Genomic DNA, 24,155 nt, shown 5'->3' with positions numbered 1-24,155 from the left:
CCCCATCGCCCGCCGCACCAGGCGCGAGACGTCGATCCGCTCCTATGTGGACGGACAACACGGTGCGATCGGCCGGAGTATGGTTCGCACCGACTGTAATGCCCGATGGCAAGGAGCGCGAAGGTGCCGAATCCGCAGTCGCCGCACCAGCTCATCGCGGGGCGTTACCGGTTGGAGAGTGTCCTCGGCCGCGGCGGGATGGGGGTGGTCTGGCGGGCGACCGACGAGCTGATGGGGCGCGCGGTCGCGGTCAAGGAGGTCCGCGTACCCCTCGGGCTTCCGACCGAGGAGCGTCAGCGGTTCGCGGAGCGGGCGCTGCGCGAGGCCCGCAGCGCGGGGCGCATCAACCATCCGGCGGTCGTGGCGATCCACGACGTGGTGCCGGCCAGCGGTGACGACGAGGCCGTCTACATCGTGACGGAGCTGGTGGACGCCCCGACGCTTGCCGATCTCCTCGATCGGGATGGGGCCTTGCCGCCGGATCGGGTGACCACCATCGCCGTTCGTGTGCTGGACGCGTTGAAGGCCGCGCACGCGGTCGGTGTGGTGCACCGGGACGTCAAACCGGGCAACATCATGGTGCTTCCGGGTGACGAGGTGAAGCTGCTCGACTTCGGCATCGCGCACGCGGCGGGGGACACCCGCCTGACCCGCCAGGGGATGATGGGGTCGACCGGTTACCTCGCTCCGGAGCTGTTCCACGGCGACGACCCCACGCCGGCCGCTGATCTGTGGTCGGTGGGCGTGACGCTCGCCCAGGCCGTGACCGGTGAGCTCCCGTTCGAGGGGGCGTCGACAGCGGCCACCCTGCACGCGGTTCTCTACGACGACCTGCCGGCCATCGAGTGCGGGGAGCCGCTGGCCACGGTGATCGCCGGTCTGCTCACCCGTGACGTGGCCCAACGGTTGACCGTCGAGCAGGCCCGTGACCTCCTGGACGCCCCGGTGAGCGCGGGCGCACCCGGGCGGCGCGACAGCCGCGCAGCCGCGGAGCCCGCTCCCGCCGGCCGCGGCCCCACACCGGTGGACGAAGCCTGGGAGCGGCATGCCACGACCGTGCAGCCGGCCGGGCCTCCGCCACCTCGCCAGCGGCCCGGCCCGGACGAGTCACCCGCGTCGGCGGCGGAGCAGCCGGCAGTCAACTTCCTGGCCGTGGTGCCGAGGGCGACCCTCATCGCCAACATCGGCGCCCGGATCGTCCTGCTCGGCGCCGCCCTGTGGGTGACCGGCCTGCTTGCCACCCTGCTGCTGGTGCAGGGTCGACCCGACTGGACCCTGATCCCGGTCGTCCTCATCGGGCTGGTGGTGGGGGTCGGCCTGCTGGTGACCGTCGTCAACCCGCCGCACGGCTGGCTCCACCTGAGCGCCCGCTCCATCCGGACGCACTTCTGGCGTGGGACCCCGATGCATGTGCTCTGGGCGCACATCGCCGCCATCACGGTCGGTCCCGGTGCCGGCCGGTCCGCCAAGCGCTCCAGGATCGGCGTCGAGCTGACGCCGGATGCGCCGCCGGAGACGACGACGCGGTGGAAAGCCCGCGGGGTGCTGCACGAGCAGGACGGCCGTGGTCCCGTCTGGACCGTCGGTGACCTGGAGGTCAGTCCCACGGTCCTCGTCGACGAACTGGGTGCCGTCGCTCCCGGTCACGTGCGGGTCGTCGGTCCGACCGAGGACACGCCGGACGGCTCGACCCGCGCCTTCCTGCCGCTCGGCCGGCGGTGGCCCTTTGCGGTGGTGTCTTTCGTGCTGCTGACCGCCCTGATCGTGACCGGTCACCTCTATCTCCGGCACCATCGCTCGGCCATGGTGGAGCTCGACCGCCAGCCGGCCAGCGCGTTGGCGTTCAGCGGGGACAGCACCACGCTCGTGACCGCCAACAGCGACACGTTCAGCATCACGTTCTGGGACGTCGCCGCCCGTCGGGCCGTGGCCACCATCCCCGGGCACACCAAGGAGATCAACGTTCTCCGGTTCAGTCCGGACGGCAAGACGCTTGCCAGCGGTGGGGACGACGGTGCCGTCAAACTCTGGGACGTCGCCAGCCGGCAGAACACCGGAACGCTCACCTTCAACCAAGGCGGCACCGTCGAAGACGTGCTGTTCTCCCCCTCGGGGGACCTCATCGGCGCGCTCGGCTACAGCGATGTCAAGTTGTGGCGACTGTCCTCCCCGGACAGGCCCGTCGAGCTGTCATCCGACCCGGCGGCCGGGCCGATCGAGGCTGAGGCGATCCGCTTCACCTCGGACGGGCAGGTGCTCATCGCCCTCGGCCCGAAGGGAGTCCCGCGCGCGTGGGAGACCGCCAGCGGCCTTCCGACCACTCGCGTCGACGGGGCTGTCACACCCTGGGTTGAGGCCACCCGTGACTCGAAGGTGCTGCTCCGTACACCCGGCTCCAACCAGATCGTGGCCACCCTGGTCGGCGATTCGAGCGCGACGTTCGATGCCACCGCCTTCGGCCCGAAGGACCTCTTCATCGGCGCCAGCCTGGACGAGATCCGGATCTGGCACACGTCGACGGGCCGCACCGCGCACCTCTACAAGCCGGGCATCTTCCCCGCCCAGGAGGTGTCGTCCGACGCCGTGGCGATGAGCCCCGCCGGCATTGCCGCGTTCGCCGGCACCGAGGGTCTCTGGCTGTGGACGTACGGCTCGGCCAGCTGACATCCAGCCGGGTCCGCACCAGCCACGATGTCAGGCCCGGCTCCATAATGGACGGACATCGTCGCGCCAGTGGTCGGGGTATCGTTCGCACCGACTGTAGTGGTCGATGGCGAGGAGCACGAGGGTGTCAGATCCCCGGCCGGCGCAGCGGCTCGTTGCAAAGCGTTACCGGCTGGAGAGCGTCCTCGGCCGGGGTGGCATGGGTGTGGTCTGGCGGGCGACCGACGAGCTGATCGGGCGCACCGTCGCGGTCAAGGAGATCCGCGCTCCCGTCGGCCTGCCCGGCGAGGATCGCCGGTTGTTCGGGGAGCGGGCGCTGCGCGAGGCGCGTACCGCCGGGCTGATCAACCATCCGGCCGTCGTCGCGGTCTACGATCTCGTGCCGGCGACCGCCGACGACGAGGCCGCCTACATCGTGACGGAGTTGGTGGACGCTCCGACGCTCGCCGATCTCCTCGATCGGGAGGGGGCGTTGCCACCCGATCGGGTACGGGCCGTCGCCGTACGCGTGCTGGACGCGCTGAAGGCCGCGCACGCGGTCGGTGTGGTGCACCGGGACGTCAAACCCGGCAACATCATGGTGCTGGCCGGTGACCAGGTGAAGCTGCTCGACTTCGGCATCGCGCGCGCCGCGGGTGATGCCCGCCTGACCCGCCACGGAATGATGGGCTCGACCGGTTACCTCGCTCCGGAGCTGTTCCACGGCAGCGATCCCACGCCGGCGAGCGACCTGTGGTCGGCGGGTGTGACCCTCGCCCAGGCCGTCACCGGCGAGCTTCCGTTCGAGGGTGTCTCCACCGCGGCCACCCTGCACGCCGTCCTGTACGACGACCTGCCGGTCATCCGGTGCGGGGAGCCGCTGTCCACCGTGATCGCCGGCCTGCTCACCCGCGACGTGGCGCAACGGCTCACCGTCGAGCAGGCTCGTGGCCTTCTCGACGTCCCGGTCAGCGCGAGCGTCACCGGCGGGCGGGACAGCCCAGCAGCCCAGGAGCCCGAACGACCCGATCCCGCGGACAGCGACCCCGAGCCGGAGGGTGAGTCCTGGGAGCGGCAGGCCACGACCGTGCAGCCGGCCGGCCCTCCACCACCTCGTCAGCGACCGGCGGCGGCCCACCCGACCGCCTCGTCGGCGACCGGTTTCGTGGTCGCGGTGCCCGGGCGGATCCGCCGGATCAACGTCGTCGTTCGGCTGGCTCTTCTCGGCGGCGTGCTCTGGGTGACCCTTCTGGTCGTCAGCGTGGTGTCGATCCTGGGTCTGCCCGGATCAACGGTGATCCCAGCCGTCCTCCTGCCACCGATGGTGGGGGTCTGGATGCTCTGGAGCATCGTCGATCCTCCGCACGGCAAGCTGATCGTGGGCAGCCGTTCCGTGCGGTTCGACGGCGGTGGAGGCTCGCCACAGGAGGTGCTGTGGAAAAACGTCGCCAGCATCGCGGTGTGGCCGGGAGCTGACCCGTCCACCACGCACAGCCGGATCGGCGTCGAGCTGACAGCCGGCGTACCGGTGTCCAGCACCGACGCGTGGAGGAGCACCGGAGTCCTCCACGAAGAGGACGGCAAGCGCCCGGTCTGGGTCGTCGGCGATGTCGGGGTCGGCCCGGCGCAGCTGGTCGACAAGCTGCGGGTCGCAGCGCCGGGCCACGTCCGGATCACCGATCGGTCGCGCGAGGTGCCGGGCTGGTCACCGCGTGCCCTCCGACCGCTCGGGTCGCGGCGGCCGTGGGCGGTGCTGTCCGTCGTGGTGGTGGCGGGCCTGATCGTGAGCGGTCACCTGTACCTCCACCAGCGGCAGGCGGCACTGGTGGCGCTGCGCGACGAGCCCGTCAGCGCGGTGGCGTTCAGCCCGGACGGCGCGACCCTCGCCAGTGCGAACACCGAGACGTTCGGCATCACGCTGTGGGACGTCGCCGACCGCAGGGCCAGGGCCGTCATTCCGGGGCATGCCAACAAGATCAACGTCATGGCTTTCAGCCCGGACGGGAAGACGCTCGCCAGCGGTGGGGAGGACGGCGTCGTCAAGCTCTGGGACGTCGCCAGTCTGCGGAACACGACCACGCTGACCGTCGGACACGGCGTCTCCAGCCTGCTGTTCACCCCGCAGGGGACCAGCCTGGCAGCCCTCGGTGACGGCGACGTCAAGGTGTGGCCCCTGTTGTCTCCGGACAGCCGTATCGACCTGGTCACCCGGCAGGCGGACGTCCGGACCATCCGCTTCAGCCAGGACGGTCAGGTGCTCATGACGCTCGACCAGCGGGGTGCCCTGCGTGCCTGGCAGACCGCCAGTGGCCAGGACGCACCCCGCATCGACGGCCCGGTCACGCCGTGGGCGGACGTCACCACCGACGGGGAGGTGCTGATCCGCGCCACGGGCTCCAACACGATCCTGGCCACCCTGGTCAGCGACGCGGGCACGCCCAGTGCCACGGCATTCGGCCCGGACGACCTCTTCGTCGCCGCTCGTCGGGACGAGATCAGAGTCTGGCACACCACGACCGGCCGGACGGCGCACGTGTACCGGCCGGGACCCTTCACCGGCCCTGACCTGGCCTCCGATGTGGTGGCGCTGAGCCCGGCCGGCGCTGCCGCGCTGGGCGGGAATGAGGGGCTGCGGTTGTGGACGTACGGCTCGGACAGGTGAGGGCACAATCATGATCCTGCGTCTGACCGTGTGGGACCGCAGTACCGGGACCGCACACGATGTCGAGGTGATCGCCGCGCCCACCAGCAGCGTGCGGTCCGTGCTCGCGGGGCTGCCCGTCTCCGTGGCGGGCCGGCGCTGCTTCGTCGGAGCCGTCGCGTTGGACCCGGCCGCGAGCCTGGGCAACAGTCCACTGCTGCGCGGCTCGGTGCTCAGCGTGGGCGGACCCGGGCCGGTCGGCCGCCTGGCCACCGATGGCGCAGCGGGTGTGCTGGAGGTGCTGGGCGGCCCGGACGCCGGCCTGGCCGTCGCCCTGCGCGCCGGGATCCACCCGATAGCTCGTCGTTCCGCGGCGGCGTTGCCACTGCGGGACACCGACGTCTCCCGGGACACGCACGCGCTGCTGGAGGTCGCCCCGGATGGCACGGCCACGGTCACCGACGGCGGATCGAGCAACGGTACGTACGTCGATGGCGTGCGGATCGCCGAGCGGGCCGTCGTCGCGCCGAACACCGTGCTCCAGATCGGCGGCAACGAGCTGCGGTGGACCCCGGTGCCGCCTGGGGCGCGGCGACTCGTCCGAGCCCCGGACGGTCGACTCGACTTCGACCGTGCGTTCGGCCACGCCCCGGTGATCCCCACCGTCGAGGTGACCCTGCCGTTTCAGCCGAGCGTGACCCGAGGCCCGGTCGCGGCCGCGTACCTGCTGGGCGCCGCGGGATCCGTGGGGGCCGCGCTGCTCACGCAGTCACCCGTCCTGTTGCTCGGCGCTGCGGTCTCCATCGGGGGGTTGCTGCTGCACCAGCACGCGCAGAACAAGCAGGATGCGGAGCGCGAGGCCGAGTTCACCGCGGCGCGGAAGGTCGTCGACGCGACGATCGCCACCCAGGTGGACGCCGAGCAGCGGGTCCGCCGGGCGCTCGCCCCGAGCCCGGCCGAGATCGTCGACATCGCCCGAGGTGCCCGCGTCGATCTGTGGACGCGTCGGGCGTCCGCACCGCACTCGCTGGCAGTACGGGTCGGCGTCGCCGACGAGCCGGCATCGGTGACGGTACGCGGGGAGCCCTGGACCGGCTTCCGCCCCCCGCGGCTGTCGGCCGTCCCGGTCACCGTGGACCTGCGCACCATCGGCGTGCTCGGGGTGACCGGCGCCGAGCAGTCGGTGCAGGCCGTCCTGCGGTGGCTGCTGGTCCAGCTCGCCACCCTGCGTGGCCCGGACGACCTGCGGATGGTGCTGCTCAGCGCCGATGAGGGGGGCCGTCTGGCCTGGGCGCGTTGGCTGCCGCACGTCGACGCGGGGGACACGGCGACGTACTCCTGCCGGGTCGGCAACACGACCGCGACCCGGGCCGACCGGGTACGGGAGCTGCGTACCCTCATCGCGACGCGGCGTGCCGAACGCGGCCCGCAGCAGTTCGACGACGTGGTCGTCGTCCTCGACGGCGCGTTGGCGCTGCGGGACCTGCCGGGCATGGACGAGGTGCTGCGGGACGGTCCGGCGGTCGGGGTGCACCTCATCTGCGCCGATCGGCACAGCATGAACGAGTGCCGGGGTCTGATCGAGACGGCGGAGGAGTCGGCACGGGTGACTCGCAGCCCGGACGGCCCGCCGGTGACGGTCCGGGCCGACACGCTCGACGCGATGACCGCCGAGCGGTTGGCGCGGGCACTGGCCCCGATGCGGGACCGGGCGACACTCGGGGCGGCCCAGCAGGCCATCCCCGGTGCGGTGCGCCTGCTCGACCTCCTGGACCTCGGTGCGCCCAGCGGCGACGATGTGCGGGCGCTCTGGGAGCGGGGGCGGGGTCCACGGACCCGCGTCGTGCTCGGTGCGGACGCGACCGGACCGGTGTACGTCGATCTCGCCGACCAGGGACCGCACACCATGTTGGGCGGCGCGACCGGCGCGGGCAAGAGCATCCTGTTGCAGACCCTGGTCACGTCGTTGCTGTTGGCGAACCGGCCGGACGAACTCAACCTGGTGCTCGTCGACTTCAAGGGCGGCAGCGCCTTTCTGCCCTTCGAACGGTGCCCGCACGTCGTCGCGCTCATCCGCTCCACCGGCGAGACTGCCGCCGACGTGTTCGACGACGCGGCGGCGGCCCGGGTGCTCGCCTCGATCCGAGCGGAGGTGAGCCGCCGGGAGTCCCTGCTGGCCCGATACGACGGGGAGATCGACAGGTACTGGCAGAAGCGCCTGGCGGGGGCGGACCTGCCGCCGCTGCCCCGACTGGTGATGATCTTCGACGAGTTCGGTCGGGTCCTGGACGCCGCGCCCGACTTCGTCAAGGAGTTGGTCAACGTCGCCGCGAAGGGGCGGTCGCTCGGGATGCACCTCGTGCTGGCCACGCAGTCGTTGCAGGGCAAGCTTTCGCCCGAGTTGAAGAACAACGTGTCGCTGCGGATCAGCCTTCGCCAGAACGAGCCGGCGGACAGCACGGAGGTGCTCGGAGTCCCCGACGCCGCCACCATCCCGGGCGCGTTGCGCGGCCGTGGCCTGATCCTGTGCACCACTGCGGAGTCCCGGATCCCGCAACCGTTCCAATCCGGCTACCTCGGCGACCCCCCGCCGACCGGTGGGGCCACCCCGGCCGTCGTCCGCGCCCTGAACCCGACGGACCTCGGCACCCCTCGCCCGCGCGCCGCACCCACCGGGGGAGCGGGACCCACCGACCAGGACCTCACCATCGCCGCGATCGAGGACGCCGCGGATCGGTCCGGGCTGTCGGCGCCCTTCCGGCCGATTCTGCCCCCACTGCCGGCCACCCTGACGGTGGACGAGCTGCCGGCGCGGTGGACCGCCGCCGCGCCGGCGACCGCCGTACCCTTCGGCCTGGCCGACGACCCGGCGCGCCAGGCGCAACCGGCGGACTTCCTCGACCTGGCCGGAGTCGACCGCCTGCTCGTCGCCGGTGGTCCGCAGTCCGGCCGAACGACGATGGCCCGCACCCTGATCACCGGCCTGGCCGCCCGCTTCCGACCCGACCAGGCCCACCTGTACGTCGTGGAACGGCACCCGGCCGGCCTGGCCGAGTACGCGGCGTTGCCGCACTGCGGCGGGGTCTTCTCCGCGGCGGAGCCCGACCGGATCCGTCGCCTGATCACCTGGCTGGCCGAGGAGGTCCAACGCCGTGCCGGCAGCGCGCCCCCGGCGGACGAGGCACGGCCGCACATCGTGGTCGTCGTCGACGGTTGGGAGCACTTCGAGGATCACAGCGACCCGGCCTTCGTCGAGACGTCCCTGCTCGCCACCCTGCGCGGCGTCATCACCGCGGGCGCTCCGCTCGGGGTGCACGTCGTGCCGTTCGGTGGTCAGGACATGCTCAACCACCGGCTGCCGACCCTCTACAACCGGAGGCTGCTCCTGCCGTTTCCCAAGGAGGAGACCCGGCGGATGCAGTTGCAGACCGGCATGGCCAGCCCGCCCGCCCTCCCCGGACGGGCCATCGACGCCGGCAGCGGCCGGCACGTGCAGGTGTGCCTGCCGACGCGATCCGGCAGCGCCGACGCCGTCGAACCGCACGACGCACCCGCGCACCGGCTGCCCCGGCGGTTCCCGGCTCTGCCCGCGCGCGTCGACCTGGCCGCACTCGGGTCGAGCGCCGACACCGGGGCGCTGTCCACCTGGATACCGCTGGGCGTCGGCGGGCCGGACAACACCACCGTGGGCACCGACCTGTTCCACGCCGACTCCCACCTGTTGCTGATCTCCGGTGCTGCTGGCACGGGCCGCACCACCGCGGCGGCCACGATGGTGCACGCGCTACGGCAGCGGGGGATCGGCGTCCTCGCCGTCGCCCCACTCCAGTCCCCGCTGCCGAGGCTGCTCCCCGACGACGCCGGGCTTCGGGTGCTCACCGGTGCGACGTTCAAGGACAGCGACCTGCGCGAGGCCGTCGCCGGTTTCGGCGACGAGCCGTACGCGGTGGTCGTCGACGACGTCGACCGGATCGCCGTGCTCCCCAGCGAACAGGGCTTCGCGAGCAGCCCCACGTTGCTGGACGACATCAGCAGCCCCGCGGCTCGCGGACGGCGGGCACTTGTCGTCACCGCGGACGCCGCCCCCCTGCTGACCGGTTTCCCCAGCCCGCTCACCCGTCTGGTCAACGCGATCGTGATGGCGGGAACTCGTCTCGTGCTGGTCCCGCCCAACCGGTCGGCGGCGGTGGCCCACAACATCACTCTCGAACCCGACCAGTACCTCACCGGCCCGCCCGGTCGGGGCTACCTCGCGGCCGGCCGTACGCCGGTGCTGGTGCAGGTGGCCGCGCCCTAGGACCGACCGAGCCGCCACAACCCGGCACTGGTGGCGCCCCCTGTGGCGCAAAATCGGCAAGGTCCACTCGACTTTCCGGAAGTCGGGGTGTCGGCGGCCCTTGGACACCCCGACTTCCGGAAAGTCGAGTGGATCAACCAACTTCCGGCCGCGCCGGTGGTGACGCTCCGCTGTGGATACCACTACGCTCGGACGGTGAATTCCCGGTCGCCGGCCTCGGGCCGCGCTGACGAGACGGTCTACGCCGGGCACTGGCACGAGTAGTCGATCTTCTGGTTTGGGGAGTGCTGAATGGCCGACTTACCGCACACGCTCGCCGCGTTCATCGTGACCGAGATCCGCCGGGCACGAGGGACCGCCGGGATGACGCAGGAGTCGTTCGGCCGAGGCGCGGGTTTCAGCGCCTCCCACGTCAGTGCCGTGGAGAGCGAGACGCGGGCGCTGACGATGGACTTCATCAAGGGCGCGGACCGGGCACTCAAGAACGGCGGCCTCTTCGAGCGCATGGTGGCGAAGCTGGGGGCGCCATCCTGGTTTCTGCCGTGGTTGGACGCCGAGCGCGTCGCGACTCAGCTTCGGTCCTGGCAACCGTCTCTGATTCCTGGCCTACTCCAGACCGAGCACTACGCCCGAGCGGTCATTCGCTGCGACGACACGCTAGGTGACGAGGAAGTCGATAAGCGACTTGCGGCTCGGCTCGACCGGCAGTCGATCCTCACCCAGCCGAAGGCACCGCAATTCGTTGCGGTCATCGGCGAGGAGGTGCTGCGACGGGCGGGCGAGGACTTTCGGGGGATCATGGTCGGACAGATCACGCACTTGTTGACCTTGGTCGAGCGTCCGAACATCAGTGTCCACGTCGTGCCGGGCGACGTGAGCATGCATGCCGGGCTCACCGGTCCGTTCATCCTGGCGCGGGCCGCCGATGGCAAATGGGTCGGCCAGTTGGAGAACCAGCTTGGCGGGGCGGTCATCAACAACGACGATGACATGGCTACGCTTCTATCGAAGTGGGAGACCGTACGGAACGAGGCCCTACCTCGGCGGCAGTCAACTGAGCTGATGAAGGAAGTGGTGACGTCATGGACCTGACCGGCGCTACGTGGCGAAAGTCCAGTCGAAGCGGCTCCAGCGGTGGCGACTGCGTCGAAGTTGCGGACAACCTGCCGGGCATCGTCGGTGTGCGGGACTCCAAGGACCCCGCCGGGCCGGCTCTGCTCTTCGGGCCGGTGGCCTGGCGGGCGTTCGTCACCGAGGTCGCCCGGCGGTCGTAACCGACCCCTGCACACACACCGAAGCGCCCGCCCCCGAGACGACGGGGACGGGCGCTTCCGCTGTGCGGGTTCGTCAGCCGACCACCGACCGCAGCGGCACCTTGGCGTCGCGGAGCGCGCGTACCAGATCGCTCGCGAACGGGTGTTCGTCGACCTGGAGGCCCTGCGGGTTGGGGATCACGACGTACACCGAGGTGTCCTTCGCGGACGTCCTCGCGTCGGTGGTGAAGCGTTCGACGATGGCCCGGGCGCGCGGCAGGTCGCTCGCCGCGACCTCGACGGTGATCGGCCGCCACCCGCCGCCGAGGTCCGGGGTGACCGGCGCGGCGGCGGCGCTGGCGCGCGCCGGGTCGAGACCGGCCGTGCGCCGGCCGTCCGGCGCGCCCGCCGGGTAGAGCAGCGCGTTGGCCACCAGGTGCAGGCCACTCTCGTTGTACGCCCGGAAGAGCGGGTTGAACGCGAACAGCACCGCCCGACCGGCGCCGGTGGGCTCGTCGACCACTGCGGCCGTGCCCTTCAGGGTGTCCGCGCCGACGGTGTAGCCGTTGGCCCAGAACGTGTCACCCGTCGGGTAGCTGAGCACGTTCGTGCCGGTGGTGCTCGGGTTGAGGACCGGGTCGCTGTTGTTGAACTCGAAGTCCTCCGCCGGACGGCCCAGGGCGACCGGGTTGTCGGTATCCACGTCGACCCGCAGGTGCGAGCCGATCACCAGGTAGTCGGCCGGCTTGGTCTTCTCGGTGGTGGAGGTGAGCCCGGCGGCGCGGGCCAGCCGGGTGCCCTCGTTGCGCAGCCCCACGTAGGTGTGGCCCTGGGCGATCCAGGCGCGCAGGTTGGCCTGGCCGGCGGCGGTCAGACCGCCGGTCGGGCTGCTGCCGTCCGGGACCAGCAGCACCGTACGACCGGTGAACGCCTCGGTGTTGTCGTTGATGTCGGCAGTGGTGACCGGGGTGAGGTCGAGCCCCCACCGCTTGCCGAGCACGTAGCGGGCCTCGCCGTGCGAGCCGGCGGTGGTGGAGATGCCGGTGCCCTGGAACAGCCCGACATCGGGCAGGGCCAGGCTGGTGCCGGTGGGCCGCCCGCCCGGGGTGAGGGTCACCCCGAACGACTCGGCCAGCTCGTCGACAGTGCGGCTCAGCTTGGTCGCCGGGATGGCGACCCGGCTGGTCGTCAGGTCGCGAACCAGCGGCACGCCGCGACCGAGCAGGCTGAACGTCAGCTCCGCGGCGGCCGCCGAGTCGAGCGGGTACGTGTACGAGCCCCACGGCCACGCCGGGGCGGTCCGGCCGCCGGAGATCGCGCGGACGAGCTGGGCCTTCGGTCGGACGGCGTCGCCGGTGTAGATGGTGGAGACACCCATCAGCAGCGGGTTGCTCCAGGACGACACGTCGTAGAAGTAGGGGAACGGCGTGTAGGGATCCTCGCCCATGACGGCCTGGATCCAGTGCTTCTGCGGCTGGTCCATCGGGATCCAGTACGCGCCCTTGGGCACTGTCACGTTCGTGGCGCTGCGCCCGCCGAAGACCCGTGCGGTGGGGACCCGGGTCGCCTGCTGCACCTCGTACACCTCGACGTCCATCCGGCGCAGCCGCTCGACGAGTTGGCGGACGTCGGCGAGTTGCCGGTCGGGCAGCAGGAAGTACGAGCGGATCGTGATGTCGGGCACCGGGAACTGGACCTCGTTGGTGGGCTGCACCACCTCGTTCGGTTCGAGGGTGCCCGTCCGGCCCTGGGCGAGGGCGTCGGTCCAGATGTCGAAGTAGCCGTCGAGCACCTCGCGCTTGTTGGCGGCGGCCCAGCCCAACGTCGACCACTGGGTGTGGAACTGCTGCTGCACCCGGTCGGCCACGGCCGACGCGCTGCCCTTCTCGTACGTCATGCCGGCCGCGCCGAAGCCGGTGGTCGGCACGGTGTCGCCGTAACCCATGAAGAACATGTCGTACGTGTCGTAGTTGAAATAGCACTCGGTGAAGGCGGTGTCGTCGCAGGCGCCGTTGTAGCCGAAGCCGGCCTTGTTGGCCTCGCCGATCCGGTTGATCCAGTCCACCGCCTCGCCGGCGATCTCGTGGTGGATCGGGTCGGCGTTGGGCGGGAAGAAGTACTGCTTGCCACCCATCTCGTGGGCGTCGACGAAGACCTGCGGCGGGTAGCGGCGCAGCAGTTCGAGCTTGCCGTCGGTCTCCTGCTGGGTGCGGGCGAACCAGTCCCGGTTCAGGTCGAAGCCGAACTCGTTCTGCCGGCGGGTCGCGTCGCGGCCGTCCGGGTTCTGCGTCGGCACGATGATGGTGACCAGGTTGTCGTTGCGCCGGGCGACCTCGCAGGACAGGCCCGCCGCCAACTCGTACAGGGTCTTGAGCGCCGCGTCGGTGCCGCTCTTCTCGCCGCCGTGCACGTTCGCGGTGACCCAGACGATCGCCGGGCTGTCCTTCGCCGTGCGGGCGGCCGTCCGCGCGCTGGTCCGACGGGGATCACGCAGGTCCCGTACGTCGTCGGCGATCCGGCGCAGGGCGGCGGGCCGCACGTGGCGTTCGTTGGACACCACCGCGTACGGCAGGGGTTGCCCGGCCACGCTGGTGGCCAGCACCCCGGTGACGACCCGGTCGGAGGCGCTGTCCACCGCCCCGAGGTAGGTGCGGACCTCCTCGTTGGTGACGACCCGCTCCTGGCCCACGCCGAGCGGGAAGCCGAACACGGCCTCCGGTGCGGGCACGGTGCCCAGGTGTGCGGTCGGGTCGTCGCTGCAGGTGGACGGGCGGGCGGCGCTCGCGGCCGAGGTGCCGCCGAGCAGGGGAGTCAGGCCGAGCAGGAGCGCGATCGTGGCGGCACTCGCCAGCCGCTTCGGGGGGACCGTCCAGAACGGGCGCGTCGATGGGGACATGTGTCGTGTTTCCCTTCTCGGGAACAGCCTCGCAGTGGCCGGAGCCTATGAACGGGCCGACACGACGGTCAAGGGTTGATCGACACTGTTCACTACTCGGCGTGCCGGACCGGATGCGGACTGGCAGGATGACGGGTGGATTCATCGTCGTCTGGAAGGAGCAGGCCGTGTCGGAGATGATCGCGCTCTCGGTCCATCCGGATTCTCCGTCCGCCGATGCGCGGCGGTCGCTGGCGTCCTGGCTGCGCGCCGAGGACCGGCTGCGCGAGGGTGTGACGTCGCCGCCGGCCAGTCAGCCACCGGCCGGTGCGGCGCCGGCCGACGGCACGGACCCGCTGCGGGTCGCTGTCGACGACGCGGGCGCCACCATGGTGTTGGTGCAGGCGGTCGCCGGCTGGCTCATCCACCGCCGGGACGACGTGACGGTGCGGCTGGCCCGGCCCGACGGGTGGACAGCCGACGTGGACGTCCGTCAGGCGCGGGACATGGACCAGGTGACCGCGCTCATCGAGGCCGCCGTGCGCGCGCTGCCCGATCGCCAACCGTCCGCCATGACGAGCGACAGCTGAGCCGCCCGACCCGGTCGACCGCGCCGCCCGTACCCCAGGATCGTTCACGGGTCGACGGTCCGCCGGACCACGCTGACCGATATCGGTCCCTGCGCGGACATCCGGCAGACCGCTCCGAAGTGGAGTGATGTCGGGTTCTCGACCCAGCGCTACCGCCCGGGTGTTCCGGCCTGATCAGCCGGACTCGCCCCCGGGAGCGGCGAGGACGCAGAGCTCATGTCCGTCTGGGTCGGTCAGGCAGATCCAGGAGACGTCGCCGCCCTGGCCCACGTCGAGATCGGCGGCACCGAGCGCGCGCAGGCGAACGGCCTGGGCGGCCTGGTCGTCGCCCGTGTCGGGCCGCAGGTCGAGGTGCAGCCGGTCGAGTGTGGGCGTGGTGCCGGGGACGCGGACGAAGGTGAGGTCCGGTCCGGTGCCGCGGCCGGACCGCAGGGTGGCCCGCTCGCCGGTGACGGCAACCACGGGCCAGTCGATCGCCGCGCTCCAGAAGCGAGCCATGGCGGGCGGGTCGGTGCAGTCCATGACCACCGCGGAAATAGGGCCGGTGTCCCGGCCGGTCTCCTGCGGTCCTGGTACGCAGAACTCGTTGCCCTCCGGATCGGCCAGCAGGGCGCAGGACGCGCCGAGCCGATCGGCGCCGGCGGGTTTCGCGCCAAGCCTCTCCAACCGGGCCAGCAGCTCGGCCCGGTGTCCGGGCGAGCTGCTGGCGAGTTCGAGACGCATGCGGTTCGTTGTCGCTGTCTTCGGCTCGGGGACCGGGACGATGTCGATGCCCAGAAAGTCCGGGTCCGGCCAGACGAGCTCGGCTCGGGGCCCGACGTACGTGGTGACGCCGGGGTGGAACGCGTTCCAGCCGAGCGCCTGAGCCCAGAACTCGCCGACCGCGACGGGATCGACTGCCTTGATGTTCACATGAGCCGGTCGCAGAGCCATGCCCCGATTCTAGGGAAAGCGGGCATTCGGTCATCGGCACCAAGGCGTACGACCAGATGACCGAGCCCGCCGACATCGACATCCACCTCGGCACGTCGGGTATCAGCGGCCCGACGGCGTGACGCAGCGGCAGTTCCCGGCACGGTCCCGCCGGCCCGCCGCCAGCCGAGGAGTCGGCCGGCGGCGGGCCGGGTGGATCGAATACCCCTACCAGGTCGTGAGGCCGAGGCCGATGGTCCTGGTCAACGTGGCGTTGTCGTCGTCTCCGTCCAGCGACCAGATCATCGCGCCGGCCAGGCCGGCCCGGCGGATGTAGAGCGTCTTCTGCAAGACGACCGCCGGATCGTCGTACGTCCAGAACGTCGTACCGTCGAAGAGCCAGGCGTGCCCGGCGCGCAGGTCGCGGTGCACGGCGTAGCCGTTGCCGGCCAGGGTCTTGAGGTTCTTGTAGTCCTCGTAGCCGGCCTCGAAGGTGGCCGGTGCCGGCCCGGTGGCCGGCCCGAAGAGGCCGTTGCCGCCGCCGGTGACGCCGGTCCAACCGCGACCGTAGTACGGGATGCCGAGCACGAGCTTGTCGCGCGGCGCGCCCCGGGCGATCCAGCCGTCGATGGCCACCTCGACGGAGAAGTCCGGGTTGTCCGGCGATCCCGCCGGTACGCGCAGCGCCGACTGCTGGTTGGCCACCGCCTCCCAGCCGCCGTGGAAGTCGTAGCCCTGCACGGTGGCGAAGTCCAGGTACTTGAAGATCTTGCGGCCCTCGTAGCCGGCGTCCATGGTGGCCGGGTTGGCCGGCAGGAACGCGGTCAGCGGGTGGTGCGTCCGGGTCGTGCGGCCGTACGCGTCGAGCTGCCGGCGGAACTCGGCCAGCAGCTTGGTGAAGTTCTCCCGGTCCTCCGGGCGGATGACGTTGCCCGGCTCACCCGCCCAGTTGGGCCACTCCCAGTCGAGGTCGATGCCGTCGAAGACGCCGGCGGCGGCGCCCGGGGCACCCGGCAGGTTGCCCTTGAGGTAGAGGTCGACGCAGGACGCGACGAACGCCTTGCGGGAGGCGTCGGTGCGGGCGGCGTTGGAGAAGTACGTCGACCAGCTCCAGCCGCCCAGCGAGATCAGCACCTGGAGCTTGGGGTGCTTGGCCTTCAGCTTGGCGAGCTGGCCGAAGTTGCCGTTGAGCGCCTGCCCCGGGGCGTCCGCGACACCGTCGACGCTCTCCTCCGCAGGGACGGGACGCTGGTAGTCGGCCCAGGCGTCGCCCTCGCCCGGCCCGCCGTCCAGGTAGCAGCGGCCGTCCTCACTGACGTTGCCGAAGGCGTAGTTGACGTGGGTGAGGCGGCTCGCCGCCCCGGAGGTGTCGAGCTTCTTGACCGGGAAGGCTCGCCCGTAGATGCCCCACTGGGTGAAGTAGCCGACCCGGTGGTAGCCGGCGCGGCGCTGCTGGTGGTCGCCGGCGCTGGCGGCGGGGGGCGGGGTGGCGGTGATCAGCAGGGTCGCCAGGGCGACGACGGCGGTGACACGGCGGTGGCGGAATGGTCGCATCGGCACACTCCCACGACGGTTGACGCACAATTAGTAAAGACACTTATCTGATTGATGAAGTTAAGCCGATCACACTCCACGGTCAAGAGTCGACCGGCCACACGGGGGATTGTTAACGCGTTACCGGCTGGTAACGATGTTGTGCCATGGACTCCGCCCTGACCCTGATCGGTCTGCCCATCGCCCTCGGCATCATCATGCTCGGTCTGGGTCTCGGCCTGACCAGCACGGACTTCCGCCGGGTGGCCCAGCACCCACGCGCCGCCGTCATCGCGCTGGTGTGCCAGGTGCTGGTGCTGCCGGCGCTCTGCTTCGGACTGGTCCTCGCGTTCGACCTGGCACCGGAGTTGGCCGTCGGCATGATGTTGCTGGCCGCCTCACCGGGCGGCACGACGGCCAACCTCTACAGCCACCTGTTCGGTGGTCACGTGGCCCTGAACATCACCCTGACCGCCATCAACTCGGTGCTCGCCGTGGTCACCCTGCCGATCCTGGTCAACCTGTCGGCCGCGTACTTCCTGCCGGACGGCCGCAGCATCGGACTGCAGTTCGACAAGGTGGTGCAGGTCTTCGCCATCGTGCTCGTCCCGGTCGCGATCGGCATGCTGATCCGCGCCCGGGTGCCGCACGCCGCCGAACGGCTGAACCGTCCGATCCGGATCCTCTCCGTCGTCGTCCTCGTCGCCGTCATCGCCGGCGCCGTCCTCGGCGAGCGGGAGAACATCGCCGACTACTTCGTCTCCGTCGGCCTGGCCGTGCTCGCGTTCAACCTGCTGAGCCTCGCGATCGGGTACGGGGTGCCGCGGCTCGCCGGGGTGGACCGGCGCGCCGCGACCGCCGCCGGGTTCGAGATCGGCATCCACAACAGCACCCTGGCCATCACGATCGCGCTCAGCCCCGCGCTGCTCGACAGCACCCAGATGGCGATCCCGGGTGCCGTCTACGGCATCGTCATGTTCTTCACCGCGGCGGCCTTCGGCTACCTGGTGACCCGCGCCGGCACCCGGTCCACCGCCAGCCTCACACCCTGACCAGCGGCATCAGCCGTCAGCCGACCTGGTCGTTGTCCTTGAGCGAACCCCAACCGTGCCACCTGTCGATCTCGATCAGGGCACTGACCCGGGCGCGCTCACGTCGCGGGTACGCGTTGCCGGTGTAGTGCAGCGACAACCGGTCGATGTCCGCCAGGTCCTCGTCGGCGCGCAGCTCGGCGACGTGCCCGACGATGCTGACATGGGTGTACCAGCCGGCCTCGTCGAGCACGGTCAGGGACACCCGCGGGTCGTTGCGGATGTGCTGCAACCGGCGGCGGCTCTCGTCCAGGTTCACCAGGATCCGGCCGTCCTCCCACAGGTACCAGGTGGCGGCGGACACCGGCTGACCACCGTTGCGAAGCGTGGTCATCACGGCCGGGTTCGGCTTCCGGAGCATCGCGATCGCGGCCTCGGGAAGCGGTGGCTTGGACATGCAGTCTCCTCGTCGGGTCGGCGTTTACCCCTGCACGTTACGCACCCGCGGGCTCCGATCACGCGTGGACCGGCAGGTACATCGCAGGGAGTACCTCGTGCAGCGGATGTGACCCCCACCCGGTGGTTCGTACGGTCGGCGTCATGAACGGGAAACCTGCTCCGCTGCTCGTCAGCCGCCGCCTCTGGGCCGGGCTGGCCATCGTCCTCGTCGGGGTCGTCTTCAACCTCGGGTGGTTCTTCGTCCCCCCACAGGTGTGGCTGGACGACCCCGGATTCGTGCCGATGCCCGAGGTGCTCCTGGGCTGGTGGGTGATCATCATCGGCCTCGCGCTCGTCGCCTGGGCCATCCTGCGCCGAGTCCGCCGGTGAGCACCCGCCGCCGGGTGCTCGGCTGGCTCGGCGCGGTGGGCGGGCTGGTCGTCCTGCCCGCCGCCGGGTTCGCCGGATACCTGTGGGCGGACTCGGGGCGGAGCAACGTCGGCACGTTGACGTTCCGAAACCGGCTCCGGATCCCGCCGATACTGCCTCCGTCGCTGGCGGCGGACGGGGTCCGACGATTCCAGCTCACGCTCGCCCCGGGTCGCACCGAACTGCTGCCCGGCACGACCACCAGCACCTGGGGTGCCAACGGGCCGATCCTCGGCCCGACGCTGCGGGCGAGCCGGGGTGACCGGGTCAGCGTGGACGTGCGGAACCACCTGCCGGAGATGACGTCGCTGCACTGGCACGGCATGCACCTGCCCGCCCGGATGGACGGCGGGCCGCACCAGCCCATCGAGCCGCGTGCCACCTGGCGGCCGAGCTGGACGATCGAGCAGCGGGCCGCGACCCTCTGGTACCACCCGCACCTGCACCACAGCACCGCCGCGCACGTCTACCGGGGTGTCGCCGGGCTGTTCATCGTCGACGACGACACGGCCGTGCGGTTGCCGAAGGAGTACGGCGTCGACGACGTCCCGCTGATCGTGCAGGACCGCAAGATCGCCGACGACGGCACCCTGGACGAGTCCGACCTCACGTTCGGCGGCCTGACCATCACCGGCCTGCTCGGCGACAAGATCCTGGTCAACGGCACCTACGACCCGTACGTCGAGGTGGTGACCGAGCGGGTACGGCTGCGGCTGCTCAACGGCTGCAACGCCCGGATCCTGTACGTCGGGTTCACCGACGACCGCGAGTTCACGCTCGTGGCGACCGACGCCGGGCTGCTCAGCTCGCCGCAGCCACTGCGCCGGCTCCTCCTCTCACCCGGTGAGCGCGCCGAGATCGTGGTGGAGTTCCGGGCCGGCGAGTCGGTCATCCTGCGCAGCTTCCCGGCGCCGCTGCGGGCGAACCCGCTCTACGGCCGGCTGGCGGGCGGCAGCGACACCCACGACCTGATCAAGATGACGGCGGCCGAGGCGCTGCGGCCGAGCCCGCCGGTGCCGGCCGAGCTGATCCCGGCCGCGCCCGCGCCGACGGTGACCCGGCCGGCGCCCTTCCGCCTGGAGATGGGCGACTTCCTCCTCAACGGCGCGACGATGGACCCCGCCCGGATCGACCGCGTGACGCGGACCGGTTCGGTGGAGGCGTGGGAGGTCGTCAACGGGCAGTCGATCCCGCACAACATCCACGTGCACGGCGCGTCGTTCCACGTGCTCGACGTCGACGGCGAACCGCCCGCCGCCGAGTCGCGCGGGGAGAAGGACACCGTCTACGTGCCACCCGGCAGCGTCGTCCGGCTGGCCGTGCGCTTCCTGCAACACTCCGACGTCCGGACGCCGTACATGTTCCACTGTCATGTGCTGGCCCACGAGGACGCCGGGATGATGGGTCAGTTCCTGACCGTGTCGCCGCAGGACGAACCCTCCGTACCGGTCACCCTCGACGGCGGTCACGCCCACCACGGAGGATGAACCCCATGCGTGCCGCCGACCTCCTCCTCGCGTTGGCCAGCGCCGCCGCCATCACGATCGCGACCTCGGTGGCGGCCGAGCCCGCCAGCGCGTCGTCGGCCGTCGCCGCGTACGCGCTCGGGGCGGTGCTGGGCGCTCTGCTGCTCTTCCGGCGTCGTCGACCCGTCACCGTGCTCGTCCTGTCGCTGATCGCGATCATGGGTTACAACCTCACCGAGCTGCCGAGCGTCTCGCCGATCTGGCCACTCCTACTGCCCCTCTACACCGTCGCGAGGGCCGGGCAGGCGGCGATCGGCGCGGCGATCGGCGGTGCCACGCTGCTCGTCTCCGCCGGCTGGGTGCTCAACGCCGGCGTACCGCTGCTAGAACTGTTCGACGGGGTGTTCCGCGAGGCGGCCCTGCTCGCTCTCGCCCTCGTCGCCGGCACGGCGGTCCGCCACCGGGAGCTGTTCGCCCAGGAGTTCAGCGCCCGCCTCGCCGCCGAGCGCCACCAGCAGGAGCGCGAGTCGGCGCGGCAGGTCCTGGAGGAACGCCTGCGCATCGCCCGGGAGCTGCACGACGTCACCGCGCACACCGTCGCGGTCGTCGGCATTCAGATCAACCTGGCCCGGGAGCTGGTCGAGGACGATCCCGACGCGACCCGCGAGCTGCTCGACACCGCGCGCCGCGTCAACACCGACGCGATCGGTGAGCTGGAGACCGCCGTACGCCTGTTGCGGGACCCCTCCGACGCGGCGGCGACGGACCGCCACCCCGTGCCCGACGAGACCATGATCGAGGCTCTGCTGGCCCGTGCGACCGACGGTGGCCTGCGCGTCGAGTTCCACCGCGAGGGCACCCCACGGCCGCTGCCACCGGCGGTCGGGTTGGCCCTCTACCGGATCGCCCAGGAGTCGGTGACGAACGTGCTGCGGCACGCCGACGACGCGGCCGTCACGGTGACGTTGCGCTACGGCGACGAGGACGTGCGCCTCGACATCGTCGACGACGGCCGGCAGGCGACGGCGGCGGACCATCGGCCCGGCCACGGGCTCACCGGCATGCGCGAACGGGCCGCCAGCGTCGGCGGGAGCCTGACCGCCGGACCGCGACCCGACGGTGGCTTCAGCGTGCGCGCCAGCCTGCCGTCCGCCCCGGCCGAGGAGTCGACGGCGGCGAGCGCCCGGTGAGCGTACGGGTGCTTCTCGCCGACGACCAACCGCTGGTCCGCAGCGGTCTGCGGGGTCTGCTCGAACGCGACGGCGACATCACCGTCGTCGCGGAGGCGCAGGACGGCGCGGAGGCGCTGCGGCTCGCCCGACAGACCCGACCCGACGTCGCCCTCCTCGACATCCGGATGCCGCACCTGGACGGCCTCGCCGTCACGCGGCGGCTCGCCGAGGACCCGGCCACCCAAGGAGTACGTGTCGTTGTGCTCACCACCTACGACATCGACGCGTACATCTTCGAGGCGTTGCAGGCCGGCGCGAGTGGGTTTCTCGCCAAGACCGCGAGCCGGGAGGAGCTGTGTCGGGCCGTCCACGTGGTGGCGGAGGGGGAGGCCCTGCTGAGCCCGAGCGTGACCCGCACCGTGATCGCCGAGCTGGCCCGCCGCCCACGCCCGCCGCAGCGCTCACCCGAACGGTTGGCCCCGTTGACGGCCCGCGAGCGGGAGGTGCTGGCCTCGGTCGCCACCGGGCTGAGCAACGCGGAGATCGCCCAGGCGCTGCGGATGAGTCCGCTGACGGTGAAGACCCACGTCAGCCGCATCATCACCAAGCTCGGCGTCCGAGACCGTACCCAGCTCGTGGTCCTGGCGTACGAGAGCGGGCTCATCACGCCCGGCGGCTAGGTTTGTGGGGCGCGTGCGGGCCTGCGGTCGCTTTGGGCGAGGATGTGGTGATGAGCAACCCCGCACTGCCCAGGCGTGTCGTCGTCACCGGGGCCACCGGAAAGCTCGGCCGGGCCGTGGTCGCCCACCTGCGCGCCGTGGGCGTCGACGTGCTCGCGGTGGACCGCGCCGGCGGCCGCGACCCGCGCGACGTGGCCGGTGAGTTCCTCCTGGCCGACCTGACCGACTACGGGCAGGTGGTGGAGGCGTTCACCGGGGGCGCCGACGAGCACGCCGGTGGGGTCGACGCGATCGTGCACCTGGCGGCGGTCCCGGCCCCCGGGCTGAGGTCCAACGCGACGACGTTCGCGAACAACTCCGCCGCCACGTACAACGTCTTCGCCGCGGCGCGGGCGGCCGGGATCAAGCGGGTGGTGTGGGCGTCCAGCGAGACGGTGCTCGGGCTGCCGTTCGACACCCCGCCGCCGTACGCGCCCGTCGACGAGGAGTACGCGCCGCGGCCCGAGTCGACGTACTCGCTGAACAAGGCCCTTGAGGAGGAGATGGCCCGGCACTTTTGCCGCTGGGACCCGGAGCTGGTCATGGTGGGTCTGCGCTTCTCCAACGTGATGGACGTCGAGGACTACGCGCCGTTCCCCTCCTTCGACGCCGACCCCCAGGCGCGGCGGTGGAACCTGTGGGGCTACATCGACGCCCGCGACGGGGCCCAGGCGGTCGAGCGTGCGCTCGCCCACGACCGGCCCGGCGCCGACGTCTTCATCATCGCCAACGCCGACACCGTCATGACCAGGTCCAGCGCCAGCCTGATGGCGGAGGTCTACCCGGGTGTGGAGATCCGCAAGGAGCTTGGCGAGCACGAGACGCTCCTCAGCATCGACAAGGCACGACGGGTGCTGGGCTACGAGCCGCGTCACTCCTGGCGGGACCACGCGAATCCGGTTCAGCGCGCGGCCTGGTAGGCGCGACCGACGGCGGTCGCCTCGCTGCCGGTGCGGAAGAGGCCGCTCTGGTCCTTGTCGGTGGCGGGCAGGCCGAACCACGCGTACCGGTGCAGCCAGGACTGGCCGGCCAGCATCCGGGTCGCCGCGCTGAGGAACGCGGCCTGCTCGGCCTGGGTCGGGAAGCGAACACCGTTGGAGAAGTCGATCAGGGCGAACTCGGTGAGCCAGATCGGCAGCTGGTAGCGGTCGTGCACCGCCTGGAGGTACGACCTGAGCTGGTTGACCGCGTTGGCGGTGGTGAAGTCACCGCCGTACCAGTGCAGGGCGATGAAGTCGACCCGGTAACCGCGCTGCTTCGCGCCGGCCATGAAGCGGTCGAGCCACTCGCCCGGCCGGTCACCGCCCCAGGCCACCGCCGGGCTGCCCAGCGGCAGACCCGTCGCTTCCAGCTGCGGCCACAGCTCCAACGCCTGCTCCACGCTCATCTCCGCCTGACCCTTCAGGTCTGGCTCGTTGAACCCGAGCAGGTAGCGGCCGTTCTGCTTGGCCTTCTCCAGGTTGCTGGCGGTGACGCTCTTGGCGCCCCAGATCATCGGGACGAACTCGGCGTTCTTCGGGCTGGTGACGCCCTGGTGGGCGACGTCCCAGGTGTAGTACCAGCTCGCCCCGGAACTGGCCAGTGCCTGACTGACCCCGTCGAAGGTCCACACCCCGACACCCTTGCGCTTCGAGGTCACGGCGGTCGCCGCCGGGGCGGCCGGACGCCTGGTCGTCGGCGTCGCCGTCGCCGTCGGCTTGGTCGTCGGCGTGGGGGTCGGGGTCACCCCGGCCGGGCTGGCCGTCGCGGCGGGCGTGGTCGCGGTGGGTGCGCCGGACTCCGGGCTCGTCGTCGACGGTGGCGTGTCGAGCGCCTGCGTGGCAGCGGGAGCGGGCGTCGGCGCGGTCGGTTGCGCCACGACGGCCACCCCGGTCACCAGTACGGCGACCGCGGCCGCCACGGCGAGGGGCCACCGCAGGCGCCAGACGCCGATCGGAAGGCGACGGACCATCAGGCGTCGGGGCTCCGCGTGGACTCCCCGGGACCCTTTCGGGGTGTCCGCTTCACCCGGGCCGGTTGCGCGCATCGTCTCGACTCCTTCGTGTGATCGCACCGCTGATCGATGCTCCGCTGGCGGGAATCCCGCCAACACCTCACCTCAGGAGACTTGCCAGACGCGACCGGATAACAGTTTCGAAGGTGGTCGGCCGGACGAT

17 protein-coding genes are annotated in these 24,155 nt (G+C 71.4%); 12 read left to right on the top strand and 5 right to left on the bottom strand.

Annotation, left to right across the window (positions count from 1 at the left end; translation table 11 throughout):
- Window positions 1-123 precede the first annotated feature (123 nt).
- The 5 genes from AB0A90_RS20400 (at window position 124) to AB0A90_RS20380 (ending at window position 10,855) form a co-directional block, all read left to right on the top strand.
- Window positions 124-2,664 carry a serine/threonine-protein kinase gene (locus AB0A90_RS20400; protein ID WP_357250003.1) on the top strand — a complete coding sequence of 847 codons (2,541 nt, stop codon included), beginning with the start codon at window positions 124-126 and terminating at the stop codon, window positions 2,662-2,664.
- Between the two features lie 124 nt (window positions 2,665-2,788).
- Complete coding sequence (locus AB0A90_RS20395) at window positions 2,789-5,305, top strand: serine/threonine-protein kinase (RefSeq protein WP_357250000.1); 2,517 nt, start codon at window positions 2,789-2,791, stop codon at window positions 5,303-5,305.
- A 10-nt stretch (window positions 5,306-5,315) separates the two neighbouring features.
- Entirely contained in the window at window positions 5,316-9,581 is a 4,266-nt protein-coding gene (locus AB0A90_RS20390; protein ID WP_357249997.1) for an FtsK/SpoIIIE domain-containing protein, read from the top strand.
- A 291-nt stretch (window positions 9,582-9,872) separates the two neighbouring features.
- Window positions 9,873-10,673, top strand: coding sequence for a helix-turn-helix transcriptional regulator (locus tag AB0A90_RS20385; RefSeq protein WP_357249994.1), 801 nt, complete (start codon window positions 9,873-9,875; stop codon window positions 10,671-10,673).
- Window positions 10,664-10,855 carry a DUF397 domain-containing protein gene (locus tag AB0A90_RS20380; protein ID WP_357249992.1) on the top strand — a complete coding sequence of 64 codons (192 nt, stop codon included), beginning with the start codon at window positions 10,664-10,666 and terminating at the stop codon, window positions 10,853-10,855. Before AB0A90_RS20385 ends, AB0A90_RS20380 begins: the two co-directional genes overlap by 10 nt.
- A 73-nt stretch (window positions 10,856-10,928) precedes the next feature.
- Here AB0A90_RS20380 and AB0A90_RS20375 read toward each other — a convergent pair whose 3' ends face one another.
- Window positions 10,929-13,730: a M14 family zinc carboxypeptidase gene (locus tag AB0A90_RS20375; protein WP_357249990.1), complete on the bottom strand. Its 2,802-nt coding sequence runs from the start codon at window positions 13,728-13,730 to the stop codon at window positions 10,929-10,931.
- Between the two features lie 128 nt (window positions 13,731-13,858).
- Between AB0A90_RS20375 and AB0A90_RS20370 the strand changes: the two genes are divergently transcribed.
- A complete protein-coding gene (locus AB0A90_RS20370; protein ID WP_357249987.1) occupies window positions 13,859-14,299 on the top strand; it encodes a hypothetical protein in 441 nt (146 codons plus the stop codon).
- 174 nt (window positions 14,300-14,473) lie between these two features.
- Here the strand turns inward: AB0A90_RS20370 and AB0A90_RS20365 are convergent, their stop codons facing one another.
- Together AB0A90_RS20365 and AB0A90_RS20360 are read right to left on the bottom strand one after the other, a co-directional pair.
- Complete coding sequence (locus AB0A90_RS20365; protein ID WP_357249984.1) at window positions 14,474-15,232, bottom strand: VOC family protein; 759 nt, start codon at window positions 15,230-15,232, stop codon at window positions 14,474-14,476.
- A 207-nt stretch (window positions 15,233-15,439) separates the two neighbouring features.
- Window positions 15,440-16,765: a glycoside hydrolase family 18 protein gene (locus AB0A90_RS20360; protein ID WP_357249982.1), complete on the bottom strand. Its 1,326-nt coding sequence runs from the start codon at window positions 16,763-16,765 to the stop codon at window positions 15,440-15,442.
- Window positions 16,766-16,911: 146 nt separating this feature from the next.
- On the opposite strand from AB0A90_RS20360, the gene AB0A90_RS20355 reads away from it, so the two are divergent.
- A complete protein-coding gene (locus AB0A90_RS20355) occupies window positions 16,912-17,796 on the top strand; it encodes a bile acid:sodium symporter family protein (protein ID WP_357249979.1) in 885 nt (294 codons plus the stop codon).
- 16 nt (window positions 17,797-17,812) lie between these two features.
- On the opposite strand, the gene AB0A90_RS20350 is transcribed toward AB0A90_RS20355, so the two are convergent.
- Window positions 17,813-18,232, bottom strand: a complete 420-nt coding sequence (locus AB0A90_RS20350; RefSeq protein ID WP_357249976.1) for a PPOX class F420-dependent oxidoreductase — start codon at window positions 18,230-18,232, stop codon at window positions 17,813-17,815.
- Between the two features lie 143 nt (window positions 18,233-18,375).
- Between AB0A90_RS20350 and AB0A90_RS20345 the strand changes: the two genes are divergently transcribed.
- The 5 genes from AB0A90_RS20345 to AB0A90_RS20325 are packed head-to-tail and all read left to right on the top strand — an operon-like array spanning window position 18,376 to window position 22,919.
- Window positions 18,376-18,603, top strand: coding sequence for a hypothetical protein (locus AB0A90_RS20345; protein WP_357249973.1), 228 nt, complete (start codon window positions 18,376-18,378; stop codon window positions 18,601-18,603).
- Entirely contained in the window at window positions 18,600-20,129 is a 1,530-nt protein-coding gene (locus tag AB0A90_RS20340; protein ID WP_357249971.1) for a multicopper oxidase domain-containing protein, read from the top strand. The genes AB0A90_RS20345 and AB0A90_RS20340 overlap by 4 nt, the downstream gene beginning before the upstream one ends.
- Before the next feature lie 5 nt (window positions 20,130-20,134).
- Entirely contained in the window at window positions 20,135-21,298 is a 1,164-nt protein-coding gene (locus AB0A90_RS20335; RefSeq protein ID WP_357249967.1) for a sensor histidine kinase, read from the top strand.
- Window positions 21,295-21,960 carry a response regulator transcription factor gene (locus AB0A90_RS20330; protein ID WP_357249964.1) on the top strand — a complete coding sequence of 222 codons (666 nt, stop codon included), beginning with the start codon at window positions 21,295-21,297 and terminating at the stop codon, window positions 21,958-21,960. The genes AB0A90_RS20335 and AB0A90_RS20330 overlap by 4 nt, the downstream gene beginning before the upstream one ends.
- A gap of 50 nt (window positions 21,961-22,010) precedes the next feature.
- Complete coding sequence (locus AB0A90_RS20325; RefSeq protein WP_357249961.1) at window positions 22,011-22,919, top strand: NAD(P)-dependent oxidoreductase; 909 nt, start codon at window positions 22,011-22,013, stop codon at window positions 22,917-22,919.
- On the opposite strand, the gene AB0A90_RS20320 is transcribed toward AB0A90_RS20325, so the two are convergent.
- Window positions 22,901-24,025 carry a glycoside hydrolase family protein gene (locus AB0A90_RS20320; RefSeq protein WP_357249958.1) on the bottom strand — a complete coding sequence of 375 codons (1,125 nt, stop codon included), beginning with the start codon at window positions 24,023-24,025 and terminating at the stop codon, window positions 22,901-22,903. The two genes, AB0A90_RS20325 and AB0A90_RS20320, sit on opposite strands and share 19 nt — an antisense overlap.
- Between the last annotated feature and the right edge of the window lie 130 nt (window positions 24,026-24,155).

It is taken from the genome of Micromonospora sp. NPDC049204 (assembly GCF_040647935.1).
In the GTDB taxonomy this organism is placed as follows: Bacteria; Actinomycetota; Actinomycetes; order Mycobacteriales; family Micromonosporaceae; genus Micromonospora.
The sequence above is the reverse complement of the archived record's forward strand: the minus strand, read 5'-3'. Positions and strand labels throughout refer to the sequence as shown.